The sequence below is a fragment of the Anaeromicropila herbilytica genome (assembly GCF_016591975.1).
Taxonomy (GTDB): domain Bacteria; phylum Bacillota; class Clostridia; order Lachnospirales; family Lachnospiraceae; genus Anaeromicropila; species Anaeromicropila herbilytica.
The window spans coordinates 3,463,400-3,480,937 of the sequence record NZ_AP024169.1; the positions used below are offsets into that span (position 1 = coordinate 3,463,400).

Consider the following 17,538-nt stretch of genomic DNA (forward strand, 5'->3'; position numbering starts at 1 on the left):
CCTTCCAATATTCTGGTAACTTCATCAACTATTTATCCATTAAATAAGATTTACCTATGCTTATCTCCATTATTGATAACAGGTTTTCAAAAGCTCTTTTGATGATATTTCACTTACAAATCTGTACTTTCTTCTAGTTCCTTTAAAATACTTTCTGCTATTTTTTTTGCCATTAATGGGGGAACTGCATTTCCAATTTGTACAAACTGTGATGTTCTATTTCCTTCAAAATAATAGCTATCCGGGAATGATTGAAGCCTTGCTGCCTCTCTCACAGAAATAGATCTACACTGGTTTATATCTGGATGAATAAAATAATGCCCATCTTTAGAAAGATGTGCTAATACTGTATGACAATATGCTAAATCCCCCTCAACTACTTTAAATCTATCTGTAAATGCTGTTCTATTTTTATGTGTAATTAATTCATCAGGTAATTCATCATATCGTAGCCTATTATGTCCATTATTCCAAGCTAAAATTGCTCTACGATATATTTCTATATCCTTCAATGTGTTATTTCGCACTATATGATGTGTTAACACATCATACTTTGTTCTAATACCATTTTTTTTTATATAGTTACTGGCTTGAGAATAAGCAACAGCATATATATTATTTTCTGTTCCTCTTTCTAATACTGGCAAATCAGATAATAAATCATTAACTAAGGAATCTGATTTTACTGCTTTAAAGTTAGGATAATAGAAATTTGATCCTTTTCTCCAACCTATAATTATTACTCTTTTTCGATTTTGTAATACACCAAAATCCTTAGCATTTTGTTCATGGCACTCTATTTCGTATCCTACCCTTTTTAGTTGCGCCTGAAGATTTTTAAAAGCTAAACCTCCTCTGGCTGTTTTAATTCCTGCTACATTTTCAAATACGAACATCTTTGGTCTATATTTTTTCAAAAACCGTGTATACATTAAATACAGTTCATTTCGTGGGTCTTCATGCATTGGTATCAGCATGTGACTGCTTTGGGCTCTACCAACCAAAGAGTATGCCTGACAAGGTGGTCCACCAATAATTAAATCAACATCATCAATACTATTAATTTGCATAATTTCATCAATTTCTTTAAATATACCTTGAATTGTATCTTTTGACATTTCAGCATTAATAACTGTTTTTGTTATATTTTCTGGAACATGTGAAAATAATTCTTCTCGTGTAATTTTTCCTCTCTCATATTCATAATAATATTTCATATACCCACGCTTGCTTTTTAAATAGTGATAAGCTAAACGTGTTTCTAATGTAGATGATGCAAATCGATTCATTTCTACATGCGCAATTGCATTAAATCCTGCTTGTATAAATCCCTCTGATAATCCACCAGCTCCTGCAAATAAGTCTATAAAATTATATACTCTATTCATTCTGTTATTAGTTACTAACATATAAATTATCCTTATCTTTTAATTTTTCATATATTGCTAGGCTATACTGCATATAGTTATAGTAAACAAATAAATGTAATTCCTTAAACATGCCTTTTTATAGGTATATAATCTAAAACATTTATTTTAAATTATATACCTATAAAAAGGCGTTATGAATTTCATTTACAACTCGTAAGGCGTTACCTGATATACATAATAATTCAGCCAGTTCGTATAAAGCGTATTCGCATGCGCCCTCCACTTAAGAAGTGGCACCTGACTAGCATCATCCCCAGGATAATAATTCTTAGGCATCTCTATATCCAATCCCTTAGCTACATCCCTCTTATACTCAATATCAAGCGTCATTCTATCATATTCCGGATGTCCGGTCACAAAGATATGCTTTCCTTCATCAGCAAGCACAACGAATACCCCTGCTTCTTCCGACTCAGCTAAGATCGTCAACTCACTTCTCTTAAGAATATCCTCTTTTGACACAGTAGTATGTCTAGAATGTGGTGCTAGGAACACATCATCGAATCCGCGAACAAGAGGAATCTTTCGGTTTAACACTTTATGTTCATATACTCCAAATACTTTCTGATCTACTGGTTGCTTACGAATGCCATAGTGATAGTATAGGCCAGCTTGCGCTCCCCAACAGATATGAAGAGTTGAGGTAACATGAGTCTTTGACCATTCCATGATTCGAACTAACTCATCCCAATAATCTACTTCTTCGAAATCCATCTGTTCCACTGGAGCTCCTGTAATAATTAATCCATCGAACTTCTGATGCTTGATATCATCAATGCTGACATAGAACTTATCTAGATGGATTGCTGCTGTATTTCTACCGACATAAGAACTTGTTGTTAAGAACGTCACATCTACTTGTAATGGTGTATTGGATAGACTTCTAAGTAGCTGTACTTCTGTATCCTCTTTTAATGGCATTAGATTTAATATAATAATTTGAAGAGGTCTAATATCCTGTGAGATGGCACGAAGCTCATCCATCATAAATATATTCTCATTTTCTAGTATTCGTTTTGCAGGCAAATCATTTTGAACTTTAATCGGCATATTAACCCTCCATTTATATTTTCTATATTTTTATTCTTATATTTATAGGGGTATGATTGACGCTAATAATGTTCACATCAATCTACCCCTATTTTTACTGAGTTATATTATATTCTAACACTTTTTGATCCAGAAATCAACCAAACCAAGATGTCCTATTCTCCAAGCATCTGAATAAACTCTTCCTCTGTTATAATCGGAACCTGCAACTCTTTTGCTTTTTTATTCTTCGAAGAGTTCGAAGTATTATCGTTGTTAATTAGATAATTCGTCTTTGATGTTACGCTACCAGTAACCTTTCCGCCTTTTTGCTCAATCACTTCTTTTACTTCATTACGATTGGCGTAGTGTTCCACCGATCCTGTGATTACAAAGTTCATTCCTGCGAAGATCTGTTCCTCAGACTTCTCTTCCCTCTCGAATTCTACTTCTTGCAACAGGTCATTTACAATGGCAATATTGCTTTCTTTCTTAAAGAATGCTACGAATGTCTCCGCAATAACTCCACCGATTCCTTGAATCGTTACTAAGTCATCGGTCTCTATCTTCAACAATTGATTGATATCATTGTCGAATTCCTTACAGATTAGCTTTGCATTGGATAATCCGATGTTTGGAATTCCTAGACTATAGATGAACTTTGGCAGAGTTGTCTTTCTTGCTTCATTAATGGATGCTATGAGATTCTGATATGATTTCTCACCGAATCCCTCCATCTTTGTGATCTCATCTTTATATTTTTCTACATGGAATAGATCCGCTAGCTCTTTAATTAGGCCTTTTGCGATTAGCTTTTCAATCGTTGCTTCGGATAATCCATCGATATTCATGGCATCTCTTGATACAAAGTGCGTGAAGGATTTGATCTTCTTAGCAAGACATTCTTCATTGGTACAAAAAAGTGCTTTCACACCATTATCTTGCTTAATCTTCGTTACTCCACCACAGACCGGACAAATCTCAGGAATATCCTTTACTCCACTTCTTGTAAGATTATCTGCGATCTGAGGGATAATCATATTTGCTTTATATACGGTGATGGTATCGCCGATACCTAGTTCAAGTCCTTCCATAATACTAATATTGTGAACACTTGCTCTAGCTACTGTTGTTCCTTCTAATTCCACAGGTTCAAAGATTGCCACTGGATTAATCAGACCAGTTCTAGATGCGCTCCATTCGATTTCTTTTAACACGGTCTCTTTTTGCTCATCCTGCCATTTGAAAGCGATGGAATCCTTAGGGAACTTAGACGTTGTACCTAGGCTTCTTCCATAAGCGATGTCATCATATAGAATAACTAATCCATCCGAAGGAAAGTCATTGGTCACGATTGTCTTAGCAAACCATTCCACGGTGCTATCCATCGTTTCTTTCGTTACTTCTTTACTTTCCACCACGTCAAATCCTTGAGATTGAAGCCAAGCATATTGTTCAGCTCTTGAATTGTGAAAATCAACGTCATCTGCTTTCACAAGGGAGAAGGCAAAGAAGTGGACGTTACGCTTTGCTGTGATTCCATTATTTAATTGTCTTACGGAACCGCTACAAAGGTTCCTTGGATTCTTATATTTTAAAGTTACATCTTCAATCTCTGCATTGATTTTCTCAAAATCAGAATACTTGATCATGGCTTCCCCGCGAAGCACTAATTCTCCTTGGTACTGTATTCGCAACGGAATATTTTTAAATACTTTGGCGTTGTTGGTAATGACTTCACCGATTTCTCCATTTCCTCTAGTAACTGCTTTTACTAATTCACCATGTTGATAAGTTAACACTACGGTTAGTCCATCTAACTTCCAAGATAGAAGTCCTTTTTGACTTCCTAGGAAGTCTTTGAGGTCCTCTACCGATTTGGTCTTATCAAGGGATAATGCTGGAGTGAGATGCCTTTCCTTTGGTAGTTCGGAAAGTGCTTCATAACCTACATTAATAGTTGGACTATTGGACAATACGATTCCTGTTTCCTTTTCAAGGGCAACCAGTTCATCGTATAATTGATCATACTCGAAGTTACTCATAATTTCATTACTTTCTGAGTAATAAGCTCTTCCTGCCTCGTTTAATTTATCTACCTTTTCCTTTATAAGTTTTAGCTTGTCTTCCATAAGAATTCTCCTTGTTTCTATCTTGTTTCTTATTTCTATCTGAATTTCTATCCGAATTTATCTGTGATACTCTTGAGCTATTCGTCCTTGTTCTGTTATCTGAATCACTGTTGTTCTCCTGATATAGGCTTCTATTTGCTTCAACCTTTTTATATAATTCTGCACGTTGTGTTGGTACCTTCTTCTTCGTGGAATCGGACATTTGGTTCGCATATGATTTCTGATATGATTCTGATCTCTTATTATAGGATTGTCTATTCTCTGAATTCGATCTGTTATTTCTATCTGATCCATTATGGTATTCTGAGCTTTGAGATCTATCTGTTCTTTGACCGTATTCTGATTTACTATTTCTATCTGTGTTTCTACTGTATTCAGATCTACTATTTCTATCTGTATTTCTACCATATTCCGATCTGCTATTTCTATCTGTATTTCTCTCAGTACTTCTACCGTTTTCAGACCTATTCTTTCCTTCAAAGTTCCTACTAGACTGAGCATTGTTATATTTCTCTTGCCTTTTTACTTCATTCTTTTCTATCGTTTCTTTTCTTTTCATCTCCCTAGTAGATCTCTCTTCGTTTACCTTTTGTTTATAGTAATCGTGTATAACTCCTTCTTTTGTTTCTTCATTAAAAGTAGGATCGTTATTGGATTCTTCGATCAATTCCATTAATTCTTCGTATTCTAATTCAGTAACATTGCGATATCCACCTAGATTTAGTCTTCCTAATTTGATATTCATAATACGAACTCTCTTAAGTTCTAATACTTTATAACCAAAGTATTCACACATACGTCTGATCTGCCTGTTCAATCCTTGGGTAATAATTATCTGAAATGTATATCTATCAAGTGTTGTAATCTCACATGGCTTTGTTACCGTATCAAGGATTGGAACTCCGCTAATCATCCCTCTTAAGAATTGGCGAGATATTGGCTTATTCACTTTAACGATATACTCTTTTTCATGGTTGTTACTTCCGCGTAGAATCTTATTTACAATTTCACCATTATTGGTTAATAGAATAAGTCCTTCTGACTCTTTATCTAATCTACCGATTGGGTAGATTCTTTTGCCAAAGTCAATATAATCAACAATGTTATTAGGTTCTTTCTTTTCAGTTGTACAAACGATTCCTCTTGGTTTGTTAAATGCAATTAAGATTTGCTTTTCTTCTTTTACCACTGGCTTACCATTAACAGTGATATTCTGATGTGGCTGTACTCGATCTCCTGTCGTTGCAACATTACCATCAATAAGAACTTTTCCTTCCTCTATGAGACGGTCTGCTTCTCTTCTTGAACAGACTCCTGCTTCACTAAGGTATTTATTAAGTCTTACTTCCTCCTTATTGCTTGTTGGTAATTCTGGTTTTTTATATATATTCTTTGCCATATTATCTCACTTTCTACTTTGCTCATTTTCTTATGTTCTACGTATACTGAATCTTTACGATTATTCTATCATAAATATAGCTTTTCATCTAGAAAAGTCTTGGTTTTCATTAGTGTGACAAAAGTTTTCTCAACCTAAACCCGTATATTGATGTATCATTATTAATTTTGGCGTAATCCGGCTGAAAGTAACGTTTATATTTTGTCAAGACTCAAAGTAAAAATAGGAACGTTAGTGAGTATTTTTGCTTGTATGAGGCTTGTAAAAAATATGTTACTAGAAGGAAAGGTAGCCAAAATTCATAATTATACATCGATATTCGCTCAGTCCGTTTTTAAAAACTTTTGACACACTAATCAGTATAACCCTGACTCTATTTTTCCCATAATACTCAGTCCTGCAACAAAAATCAGAAAAAATATCATCACAACTTTGATTAGGTAGATATCTAGTTATGATGATATTGATTTCATACTATGTTAAATTTTTAATTACCTTTTGATGAATCTTTGTTACTTTTTAATTCATTATCTTTAATAATTTGCTTTGCTTTATTTGTATTCTGATTCAATTTATCTACGAATGCTTTTAAGTCTGCATCACTTGATATTGCTGCTGCAAGCTTCTTATTTACGTTATCAATTAATGCTATAACTTTTGCATCTTTCTCGGTCTGGGCAATATAATCTTTTGTCTGGTCATCATATTCACTGGAGAAGATATATAACTTACCATCTTCTGCTGTACATATATATAGTCTTGTCAATCCAGGAGCTAGTGTATCTATATTCAATATCTTAACTTCACTATATACGTATACGATATAGCTTCCTTCTACTGGGCCTGGCTTGGTGTAGCAAGATATGTTCTTGTATCCTTCAATATATTCTGCTTTTTTCTGCAACTCTTTCACATCAACTACTGAAGTATCCGTCATGACAGTCTTAAGCGTATCCATGTCCGCTTTTAAGGATGCTTCCAAATATTTATTAACTAAAGTATTAATCTCTGGATAAGCATTTTCAACTAATTCGGTACTTGCTGTAGTACCTGTTTTTGAAGATTTGGTTGATTTGCTATTGCTTTTCGTGTCCGCTACTTGGTCGGTATCTTCCTTTGAATCCTTTATCTTACTTTCACTAGTTATTTTTGGTGATTTATCAGAACGGTTACTAACTGATGTTCCAATCGAATATGTAATTAAGCCAATTCCCATTGCACTTACTGTTACTGCAAGAATCATCTTTTTATATTTTAGTTTCATGCTTAATCTCCTTCTATTCCTCTATATAGGCAATATCGACTCTCAAATAGTATGATCCTTTTGGTTCATATCTACTATTATAGTGCCAAAGTTATATTTCTAAAGATACATGCTACTTCCTAATTTTCTGTATTTTTCCACTTTTTATATTATCAAATTAGCACTCAAAAATCAACCTTTCTCGGCTATTTGTTTCATTATTTGATAACAGTTCAGCCGTGTAGAAATGATATTGTAAAATAACCATGAGTACTTGTACTCTAATGGTATTTTATATTATCATTTCACCATTCAGAAATGATGATACTAAGAAACGTGAGTGCTTGTATTCTAAGGACTTTTCATAATGTAAGATGTATCGCTGTTAGAAATACTATGAAGTATAGATTTACTTGAAGTTAAAACTAGAATATTTATTATGCGAAATGCACCTAAAGGGACTCGAACCCCCGTACAAAGCTTCGGAAGCTTCTGCTCTATCCACTGAGCTATAGGTGCATTATACCAATTGGTATCTTATGATATTATATATGATAAGATTCGTTTCGTAAAGAACGATTTACGAAATCTTTTTATAAACTAATACTTCAAGTATAAGTTATATACTATACTTGAAGTATTAAGTTGAATGTATATATAGATTATTCAAACTTCGCAGTTTGATAATCTATATATACTTGATAAATTCAGGCGAAACAGTATATTAATTACCATGATTCAAACTTTTACATCGTCGTGACTTTGACGAGTTTGTGAAGTTACTTATGTTTTATCACTTTGATTTAGATATAAAAAGTTCACTGTTTGACGAACAAAGTGAGGAGTTTGAACTTTTTATATCTGCTTTTATCAAAGTAATAAAACATTAGTATCTTCCAAATGAGGAAATGGAACGTAAGATGTAAAAATTTGAATCATGGTAATTTAGATAACCTAAACCTCTGAATTTATCAAGTATTCAATAAACTTATTAACTGCGAAGTCCTAGTTACTATTCTTTCATTCTATTCGATCATGGACAATCTTATACCTGACTATAAGTACTTAAGAAATCTTTCATCTTATCCATTGCTGAACTAAGTTGTTCCTTATTAGGTAGATATACAATTCTAAAATGATCTGGTTCCTTCCAGTTGAATCCACCACCATGAACAAGTAAGACTTTTTTAGATCTTAAGAAATCTAATACAAATTTCTCATCATTCTTTATATTGAATTTCTTCACATCAATCTTAGGGAAGATATAGAATGCTGCTTTTGGTTTCACTGCCGATATACCTGGAATATCATTTAGTGCATTATAGATATATTCTCTTTGCTCATAGATTCTTCCACCTGGAAGTAATAATTTATCTGCACTCTGATATCCGCCTAACGCAGTCTGAATGATATATTGTGCTGGAACATTTGCACATAATCTCATCGATGATAGTAGATTAAGGCCTTCGATATAACCTTTCACCCTTGATTTATCTCCACTAAGACTCATCCAACCACTACGAAATCCCGCTACACGATGTGACTTTGATAATCCATTAAAAGTAACTACAAATAGATCTGGTGCAAGTGAAGCAATCGATGTATGCTTTAGATTATCAAGTACTAATTTATCATAGATCTCATCTGCAAAGATTATGATATCATTTTGTCTAGCAACCTCGACAATCTCTTTTAATATCTCTTCTGGGTAAAGTGCTCCTGTTGGATTATTTGGATTAATGATAACAATTCCTTTGGTTCTAGAAGATATCTTTTTCTTGATGTCTTCAATATCTGGATACCATTCCGCTTGCTCATCACAGATATAATGCACTGCTTTTCCGCCAGCTAGATTAACAGCAGCTGTCCATAGGGGATAATCTGGAGCTGGAATCAATATCTCATCTCCGTTATTAAGTAACCCCTGCATAGCCATAACAATCAGTTCACTAACACCATTTCCTGTATAGATATCATCAATTCCTACATTCGGTATGTTCTTCAACTGATTGTATTGCATGATTGCTTTTCTTGCGGAGAAGATACCCTTAGAATCCGAATATCCTTGTGCATTACGTAGATTAAAGACCATATCTTGTATTATCTCATCTGGTGCATCAAAATGAAATGGAGCTGGATTCCCAATGTTTAATTTTAGAATCTCTATTCCTTGTGCAATCATCTCATTGGCTTCATCCATGACAGGTCCCCTGATGTCATAGCATACATTATCTAACTTAGTTGATTTTTCATATAATTTCATTACTTGCACCTCTTCCTTTATATTATGATATCTATCTCGAGAAATTAAGTTCTACCTTCTATGCTACTTACACTTGCATAGCTTTTATGATAGAATATGCGAGATGAATGAATTAATTCCTTTAAGCAAATAACAACTACATTGAATGAGAAATATTCATTTTAGAACAAAGAGTTGTGTTACAACATTCCACTCCTATAGAATAAAAAAAGCCCTAAACGAAATATATATCAATTTCGTTTAGGGCGAACTATTGTCCGTGTTACCACCTAAATTCAGAGCAATGCTCTGCACTTATCTCATACTCTATTAATCACTACAAGAATATGATCTCCTAATAACGGTGGATTCTCCGATGAAGCCTACTTAATCTCTTGTTCGGTTCATAGCTTAGAGGCTGCTTCCATATATTTTCCATAAAGATTTGCACCAACCATCTTCTCTCTGATATTTCAAAAATATGTACTCTTTCTCATCATTGCCTTTGTCATTTTTGTAATCATAACACCGATATATTTATTTGTCAATTGTAATCGCTTAAATTCATCCTAATGCAATTATTCAATTATAACCTAGTGGAAACATTAAAGTTTCTCTTATTCAATGCTTAATTCTAATACATAACTATATTAATATTCAATTCTGTAATTCAAAGTTAAAAAATGGCTTCGGAAAACTTATTGATGATCCGAAACCATTTTTCTTCATACTATGTTATTTTAGAAGAAAATCACTAATTGCCTCTTTGAATTTTCCTTGCACTTCTTCGCTATCTGATAATATTTCTGTTTCTACTGGTCTTGATAAATCCAATGCAAATAGTCCCATAATAGACTTGGCGTCAACAACAAATCTTCCACTGATTACATCGATTTCTTCATCAAAACTTGTAACTATCTTATTGAACTTTTTAATATCATCTACATTGTTTAAATTAATTAATTGTCTAACATTACCCATATTTAACTCCTTTCTATCAAAATAAGGGAATAAGTTACTTTTTTCATCTTCCTTTATTATTGTACTATTTACTAATGTAATATATACAAATGAAATTTTTTAGTGACTCACTAGATTTTTGGAAATTGACACCAACATCTATTTGAATGAAAAAACTAGGTTGAAAAGCATCTTCAACCTAGCACAAGAATTTATTCTAACATAGAACCTTTCATTTGTATAGAGGAAAGAAATTTACATTCTTTAGAAAACATTACCACAACACACTTAGGTAACCATTTCATTGAAAAAGATTGCTCTTTCGATTATAGTAATACACTTTATTCGATAATACTTCTTCTTTGGATACTTGCGTATGATTAATATCAAATACCATCTCTTCTAATGATTCTTTCTCCAAGGAATCATTATATGGAACAAGAATCACTTCATGTATGCTACTTGGCAAGATAAAAAAGTCTTTATCTAATAGTAGTGCAAAATCACGAATTACATCTTTATATAACATAACACTAGCACCATTGATACCTCGTGTGTTCGATAGGATATACATCACATTTTCCTTGGTAGCAACTGTTGTATTCCTACCTGTTGTTTCCAATGCTTCATTCTCCAGATTATATCTATTTGAATGATCCACTTGCCCATACTCGCTACCGTCGTACCATTTCGAAGCATATGTAATCTTATCATCGCCGTCTGGAGCTTCTATGCAATCCATATGATCCGCATGAATTAATTCACTGATAACATCATCCATAGACTTAATACTTGGTGGAAATAAGATAGGAGTATTGCGTCTTGCTACTCTCATCAGTTCGGACAATTGAATCTTCCAATTATGTAAGCACTCCTTTGTAATTCGAATAGATCCAATTCCATCACCATCCTCTTTTACTAGACAATGAAAAGTAATTGCTAAATCTAAGAATTGTATATATGGTATATCCTGCAATAACTTTTCATTTTTTTGTAAATTTACAATTCGAAAATAAATCTTATCTTTTACTGACTCATATTCAAATTGTATATCTAATGTATCTGATCCCGCAGCATTGGATTGATGATAAAGCGCTAGGATGTCATTGATTACTGCATTGATTTCTTGCCCATCCTTATACCTTTCATAAAACTCATTCAAATAAATATTCGGTGCTATTGTTTCATTCTGTCCTAAAATGACTAATCCCTCTAATTGTAATGAATTGTTCTTAAGAATAGAACGAATCTCTACCTGATAACCACCTCCTAACTTGGTAATAATATGCCCCTTTACATAGTTTAAAAATTCCTGATATGACATGATTGTCCCCTTTCCAGATTGTTATTGTAACAATTATTTACTGGTATTCATGTTATTCCCAAACTTATTCTATTTAGCCTTGTTTTCAATTCTGGTTTGTTGGATTTTCTACTATAGATAATAAATAGATTGATTTTATTCTTCCTGTATTGCTTCTTAGATTACTTCTTAGAAATACTTACTTTTAAATGATTAATTAATTAGATTTGAATATAGATATTATTTGATTTATAACTATATCTTATTGATTTGTAATATATCTAGATTTAGATGTGATTTCTGCTGCGATATTTCTTTTGTTATAATTTTTCCTTTATGACTATTTTTCCCTTTGACTTGAATTAATCCTTTAACTTGAATTATTTCTTTAACTTGAATTGTTCCGTTACTTGATTTTCTTTCATGTAACTTAATTATAATTATGAATGGGATATTTGAATAAAGATAATTATCTAATAGAGTAATACCAGAAAACGAATAAAAACTATAGAATATCTAATTGAATCACATATATACAGAGTAAATAATGGTCATAAAATAGATTCGACACTTAGCTTCTTGCAACTTTTAAGCATCTACCTAATTATACCATTTTTTAGGAATATTACAAGAAAAATAAAAAAGGAGGTATTACCCTCCTTCAAATAGCTTATTACTTATAACTAATTTCTAACAACTCATTACTTACCTATCTCTACTCTCGCTAATTGATATCATAACCTGAGAAGGCAGATAGAACAACCACATAGCTATACTTGAAATATTATAAATTGCAAGATATATTCCATCTTGCAGAGTCATATACTGAGATAGATTAAACAATCCCACATTGATGTCACAAAGCAAAAATAAAACCATTCCTATTGCAAATATACGATTACTAGTAACCTTTTTATTCTTTACTGTTATCTTCACTGCACATACCACATTCACTACAAGGCTTTGAAAATAGATACAAGTTATCATAAATAAAAAATCTACATAAACTTTGAAATACAATAATATCATACTAATTACTGATGTATTGAGAAGAATCATTATATAACGAAAGGATAAAACTCTTATCTTATTCTCTTTAGTTCTATCTATATTGGTTATTCTAACCATATACAATAATTGTACTATCATAAACATAAGTACACCCGGCGTATTATCCTCAGCAATTACCAGGAAATAATCCGCGAATGCAGTCCCTAAGATAGCAAACCTTAAAATAATCGTATCATTTTTCTGCTTCCAGTAATATAAGAACTGAAATATCACACATAAAACAATACCTGAATATTTGATATACGCGATTAAATCATAGTTCTCATTCCTACTAATATCAAGATATAAAAACCTTATATAAATAATGCTTTCTAATATTAAAAAGATTCGAAATATCCACTTGTGATTCATCTTACAATTCATCTACATTTTCCTTGTAGATTTGATTGGTGTCAGCATTTTCAACACTTTCTTGATAAGTTTCAGCACTATCTGTACTCGCTTGATTTGCATCCGTATTCACGTCTCTCTCTTGATTCGTAAGGTCTTCCCACATACTCAGGAGTTTATTGGCATCACTTCTAGGTAATGGCTTACTATATAAGAAACCTTGAACTTTATCACACTCTACTTCGGACAAGAATTTAGCTTGTTCCATAGTCTCAATTCCTTCTGCGATAACCTCTAGTTCTAATACATGAGCTAATTTGATAATTGCTTCAACTAATTTTTTATCATGTCTACTATCCATCATTGTATCAATAAAACTTTTATCTATCTTTAATTTCTGAATGGATAATTCTTTTAAATAATACATGGAAGAATATCCCCTACCGAACTTATCCATTGTAAATCTAATTCCATATTCACTTAATCGTTCCATCACTGAAATTGCATATTCAATATCATGTTTTGCTATCTCTTCTGTGATTTCGAAAATTATATGTGTAGGATCAACCTTAATTTCATCAATTAATTGATCAATCATATCCAAAAAGTTATCATCCTTAAACTGTCGTACTGATAAATTAATCGATATATCAATCGAAGGATAACCATTCTCCATCCATTGTTTGAGCTGCAAGAAAGCTTCTCTGAATACATATTCTCCTATTGGAACAATGAGTCCAGACTTCTCAGCTATTGGTAAAAACTCAGCTGGTTCAATCAATCCTTTATCAGAGTGATTCCAACGAATTAATGCTTCAAAACCATTTATTTGATTGGTTTTCATACCTAAGAGAGGTTGATAGTATACTTGAAATTCTTCTGCTTCAATTGCTTGTTTTAATTCAGACTGTAATTCCATCTGTTCCATTACTCGATCACTAATTGCTTTATCGAAATAGCAATATGTATTCTTGCCTCTTCTTTTTGCAATATACATAGCAAGATCTAGATTTTTAAGTAATGCCTGTACCGTCTTACCATCTTTGGGCGCAAAAGTAACACCTATACTTAGTGTAATAAAGAATTCATTTTGAGAAATCACAAATGGATAAGCAAATATTTTCTGTAACTTCTTAATCTTATCTTCATAAGCACTAATATCCTCAACGTTTTGTGTAATGATAACAAATTCATCACCTTCATAATGAGCCAAATAATCATTCTCATCAAGAACTTGTTTTAACCGATAAGAAACGTCAATAAGCAATTCATCGCCTAATGCATGACCAATTGAATCATTCACTACTTTAAAATTATCCAAATCAATATTCATAATTGCCACATTCTCTTCTTTACGAATGGTTAGTATAATCTGTTCTAGCTTCTTAATGAACGCATTACGATTTGGTAATTCCGTTAGATAGTCTGTATATGCTAATTTAATATTCTTTTCATCCTTTGCTTTCAGAATATCATATTGTTCCTTTAATTCTTTATGAATCTCAGTAACGTCGTTATAAGTCGACTCGATTGTCAGATAATCTTTTACTAATTCTTCGTTCTTGCCATTTAGTAATTTTTCATTTTTTGATTTCTTCAAATTACGGAAATATAGAATAATTACCAGAATTGTTAATACAGATATAATGCCACAAAATATATAAAAATATGGTTTCTCTACCTTAAAATAATCTGTTTTATCATTTAGTACTAAAGCATTCAAAAAATTAGGATCGCTACTCTCACTCGCCAATATCACTTTTCCAGGAATCATAACAGCACTAAAACTAATCATGATGATAATGTAATGAAACAGTTTCTTTCTTAACTGCACGTAAGCTACCTCCTATATAGTAAATTTTAGGATAAACTTATTTCTAATCTTGATTACATACTTATAAACAAGCCTAGGGATAAGAATTATTAAGCTTCATTATAGCATATTTTCATCGAATATACCATGAAATTTGATAGTAATAAATAACTAAATATATCGTATTTTCGACAATGTTTATTATTATATTATTAAAATTGTTATAATTAAGAAAAGCTATCACCAAAAATCCTCTTTGATGATAGCTTTTCTTTTAAAACTTATTAATTTATATATGGATTATTATAACTATTTAGTTGATAAATATTCGTCAATACCTTTTGCTGCTGCTTTTCCTGCACCCATTGCTAAGATAACTGTAGCAGCACCTGTTACAGCATCTCCACCAGCATATACGCCTTCTTTGGTAGTCTTACCGTTTACTTCATCAGCAACGATACATTTCCACTTGTTCACTTCTAATCCTTCTGTTGTAGAGGAGATAAGTGGATTAGGACTTGTTCCAAGTGACATAATTACTGTATCTACATCTAAGGTAAATTCTGAATCTGCCTTTACTACCGGTCTTCTTCTTCCAGAAGCATCTGGCTCACCAAGTTCCATTTCAACGCATACCATACCTTTAACTCTACCATTCTCATCTACAAGAATTTCTTCTGGATTAGTAAGTAGATTAAAGATAATTCCTTCTTCTTTGGCATGATGTACTTCTTCTACCCTAGCTGGTAACTCTGCTTCACTTCTTCTATATACGATATGAACTTCTGCTCCTAATCTTAATGCAGTTCTTGCAGCATCCATAGCAACGTTACCACCACCAACAACTGCTACTTTCTTACCGCTAACGATTGGTGAATCATAAGATTCATCAAATGCTTTCATTAAGTTATTACGAGTTAAGAATTCATTTGCTGAGAATACACCATTTGCATTTTCGCCTGGAATACCCATGAATTTAGGAAGTCCTGCACCAGAACCTACAAATACTGCATCAAATCCTTCTTCTGTTAATAACTCATCTATTGTAGTTGATTTACCAATAACTACATTAGTTTCTATTTTAACGCCTAATTCTCTTACGTTATCTATTTCTGTTTTTACTACTGTCTCCTTTGGAAGACGGAATTCTGGAATACCATATACTAATACACCGCCAGCTTCATGTAATGCTTCAAAGATCGTTACATCATAGCCTAACTTAGCAAGGTCTCCAGCACATGTAAGACCTGCAGGGCCTGATCCGATTACTGCAACTTTCTTACCATTTAATGTTTCAGGTGGTTGAGGCTTGATGTTATGTTCTCTTGACCAATCAGCAACAAATCTTTCTAGCTTACCAATTGATACAGGTTCTCCTTTAATACCACGAATACATCTTTCTTCGCATTGTGATTCTTGTGGACACACTCTACCACATACTGCTGGTAATGCAGAATATTTAGCGATTACTTTAGAAGCTTCTTCAATGTTACCTTCTTCAACTTCTTTAATAAAGCCTGGAATATCAATGCTTACTGGGCAACCAGTAACACATTTTGGATTCTTACATTTGATACATCTTGTTGCTTCTTCCATAGCTTCATCCTTGTTATAGCCTAGACATACTTCTTCAAAATTCGTAGCTCTGACTTTAGGATCTTGCTCTCTTACAGGTACTTTCTTTAATACATCCATTACTTGTCACCTCCGCATCCGCAGCCGCCATTCTTATGAGTGTCGCCCTCTTTTAGTTTTAAGACAGCTCTTCCTTCTTCTGTCCTATACATAACTTGTCTCTTCATAGATTCGTCAAAATTAACTAAGTGACCATCAAATTCTGGACCATCTACACATGCGAATTTCACTTCATCTCCAACCGTTAGTCGGCATGCTCCACACATTCCAGTTCCATCAACCATGATTGGATTCATACTAACAATAGTCTTAATTCCTAATTCTTTTGTTAATAAACTAACAAATTTCATCATAATAATTGGTCCGATTGCAATAACAAGGTCGTAGCTTTTTCCCTCGTTATGTATTAGATCTTTAATCTTATCATTTACATTTCCTTTAAATCCATAAGATCCGTCATCTGTAGCTACATAACAGTTCTTTGCTACTTTTTTCATTTCTTCTTCTAATATAATTAATTCTTTATTTCTAGCACCGATGATACAATCTACATCAACGCCATGTTCTTTCATCCATTTAACTTGTGGATAAACTGGCGCTGTTCCAACTCCACCAGCAACAAATAAGATTTTCTTCTTCTTTAATTCTTCATCAGGCTCGTCAACTAATTCTGACTTACATCCTAAAGGTCCAACAAAATCACGGAACGTATCGCCCACTTCATATTCTGCCATTCTCTGTGTAGATGCACCAACTGCTTGGAATACGATAGTAACAGAACCCGCTTCTCTATCATAATCACAGATAGTTAGAGGAATTCTTTCTCCCTTTTCATCTATCTTTACTATGATAAATTGCCCAGGAAAACAGGATTTCGCAACACGTTTTGCCTCGATATCCATTAAATAGATATTGTTCGCCAAAACTTCTTTTTTTAGTATCTTATACATA

Annotated in this window: 12 protein-coding genes, 1 tRNA gene and 1 other annotated feature; all 13 genes read right to left on the reverse strand. The window is 32.9% G+C overall.

Annotated features, from left to right (window positions below; translation table 11 throughout):
- Nucleotides 1-113: 113 nt before the first annotated feature.
- On the reverse strand, nt 114-1,409 hold the full coding sequence (locus tag bsdtb5_RS15010) for a DNA cytosine methyltransferase (protein WP_271712791.1): 1,296 nt from the start codon (nt 1,407-1,409) through the stop codon (nt 114-116).
- Nucleotides 1,410-1,574: 165 nt separating this feature from the next.
- A complete protein-coding gene (gene metA / locus bsdtb5_RS15015) occupies nt 1,575-2,480 on the reverse strand; it encodes a homoserine O-acetyltransferase MetA (protein WP_271712792.1) in 906 nt (301 codons plus the stop codon).
- Between the two features lie 155 nt (nt 2,481-2,635).
- Nucleotides 2,636-4,591, reverse strand: coding sequence for an NAD-dependent DNA ligase LigA (ligA, locus tag bsdtb5_RS15020; RefSeq protein WP_271712793.1), 1,956 nt, complete (start codon nt 4,589-4,591; stop codon nt 2,636-2,638).
- Nucleotides 4,551-5,990 (reverse strand): 23S rRNA pseudouridine(2604) synthase RluF, encoded by a 1,440-nt coding sequence (gene rluF / locus bsdtb5_RS15025; protein WP_271712794.1) that lies wholly within the window; start codon nt 5,988-5,990, stop codon nt 4,551-4,553. The genes ligA and rluF overlap by 41 nt, the downstream gene beginning before the upstream one ends.
- A gap of 487 nt (nt 5,991-6,477) precedes the next feature.
- Nucleotides 6,478-7,254 carry a hypothetical protein gene (locus bsdtb5_RS15030; protein WP_271712795.1) on the reverse strand — a complete coding sequence of 259 codons (777 nt, stop codon included), beginning with the start codon at nt 7,252-7,254 and terminating at the stop codon, nt 6,478-6,480.
- Between the two features lie 426 nt (nt 7,255-7,680).
- Nucleotides 7,681-7,752 (reverse strand) — tRNA-Arg (locus bsdtb5_RS15035).
- A gap of 526 nt (nt 7,753-8,278) precedes the next feature.
- Entirely contained in the window at nt 8,279-9,496 is a 1,218-nt protein-coding gene (locus tag bsdtb5_RS15040) for a pyridoxal phosphate-dependent aminotransferase (RefSeq protein ID WP_271712796.1), read from the reverse strand.
- Between the two features lie 238 nt (nt 9,497-9,734).
- Nucleotides 9,735-9,984: a binding site (T-box leader), on the reverse strand.
- A gap of 226 nt (nt 9,985-10,210) precedes the next feature.
- A complete protein-coding gene (locus bsdtb5_RS15045) occupies nt 10,211-10,456 on the reverse strand; it encodes an HPr family phosphocarrier protein (RefSeq protein ID WP_271712797.1) in 246 nt (81 codons plus the stop codon).
- 280 nt (nt 10,457-10,736) lie between these two features.
- On the reverse strand, nt 10,737-11,759 hold the full coding sequence (locus bsdtb5_RS15050) for a DUF5688 family protein (protein ID WP_271712798.1): 1,023 nt from the start codon (nt 11,757-11,759) through the stop codon (nt 10,737-10,739).
- 684 nt (nt 11,760-12,443) lie between these two features.
- Nucleotides 12,444-13,172, reverse strand: a complete 729-nt coding sequence (locus tag bsdtb5_RS15055) for a hypothetical protein (protein ID WP_271712799.1) — start codon at nt 13,170-13,172, stop codon at nt 12,444-12,446.
- The gene (locus bsdtb5_RS15060; protein WP_271712800.1) at nt 13,162-14,973 is read right to left on the reverse strand and encodes a putative bifunctional diguanylate cyclase/phosphodiesterase; all 1,812 of its coding nucleotides are present in this window, start codon (nt 14,971-14,973) and stop codon (nt 13,162-13,164) included. Before bsdtb5_RS15060 ends, bsdtb5_RS15055 begins: the two co-directional genes overlap by 11 nt.
- Nucleotides 14,974-15,261: 288 nt before the next feature.
- A complete protein-coding gene (gltA, locus tag bsdtb5_RS15065) occupies nt 15,262-16,647 on the reverse strand; it encodes an NADPH-dependent glutamate synthase (protein ID WP_271712801.1) in 1,386 nt (461 codons plus the stop codon).
- Nucleotides 16,647-17,537, reverse strand: a complete 891-nt coding sequence (locus bsdtb5_RS15070; protein WP_271712802.1) for a sulfide/dihydroorotate dehydrogenase-like FAD/NAD-binding protein — start codon at nt 17,535-17,537, stop codon at nt 16,647-16,649. The genes gltA and bsdtb5_RS15070 overlap by 1 nt, the downstream gene beginning before the upstream one ends.
- Nucleotide 17,538: the final 1 nt, after the last annotated feature.

Excerpts from the sequence above, each read along its gene's own strand:
- rluF (WP_271712794.1), bottom strand. The coding sequence starts at position 5,990 with ATGGCAAAGAATATATATAAAAAACCAGAATTACCAACAAGCAATAAG.
- gltA (WP_271712801.1), bottom strand. The coding sequence starts at position 16,647 with ATGGATGTATTAAAGAAAGTACCTGTAAGAGAGCAAGATCCTAAAGTC.
- bsdtb5_RS15050 (WP_271712798.1), bottom strand. The coding sequence starts at position 11,759 with ATGTCATATCAGGAATTTTTAAACTATGTAAAGGGGCATATTATTACC.
- bsdtb5_RS15055 (WP_271712799.1), bottom strand. The coding sequence starts at position 13,172 with ATGAATTGTAAGATGAATCACAAGTGGATATTTCGAATCTTTTTAATA.
- bsdtb5_RS15030 (WP_271712795.1), bottom strand. The coding sequence starts at position 7,254 with ATGAAACTAAAATATAAAAAGATGATTCTTGCAGTAACAGTAAGTGCA.
- bsdtb5_RS15010 (WP_271712791.1), bottom strand. The coding sequence starts at position 1,409 with ATGTTAGTAACTAATAACAGAATGAATAGAGTATATAATTTTATAGAC.
- metA (WP_271712792.1), bottom strand. The coding sequence starts at position 2,480 with ATGCCGATTAAAGTTCAAAATGATTTGCCTGCAAAACGAATACTAGAA.
- ligA (WP_271712793.1), bottom strand. The coding sequence starts at position 4,591 with ATGGAAGACAAGCTAAAACTTATAAAGGAAAAGGTAGATAAATTAAAC.
- bsdtb5_RS15045 (WP_271712797.1), bottom strand. The coding sequence starts at position 10,456 with ATGGGTAATGTTAGACAATTAATTAATTTAAACAATGTAGATGATATT.
- bsdtb5_RS15040 (WP_271712796.1), bottom strand. The coding sequence starts at position 9,496 with ATGAAATTATATGAAAAATCAACTAAGTTAGATAATGTATGCTATGAC.
- bsdtb5_RS15070 (WP_271712802.1), bottom strand. The coding sequence starts at position 17,537 with ATGTATAAGATACTAAAAAAAGAAGTTTTGGCGAACAATATCTATTTA.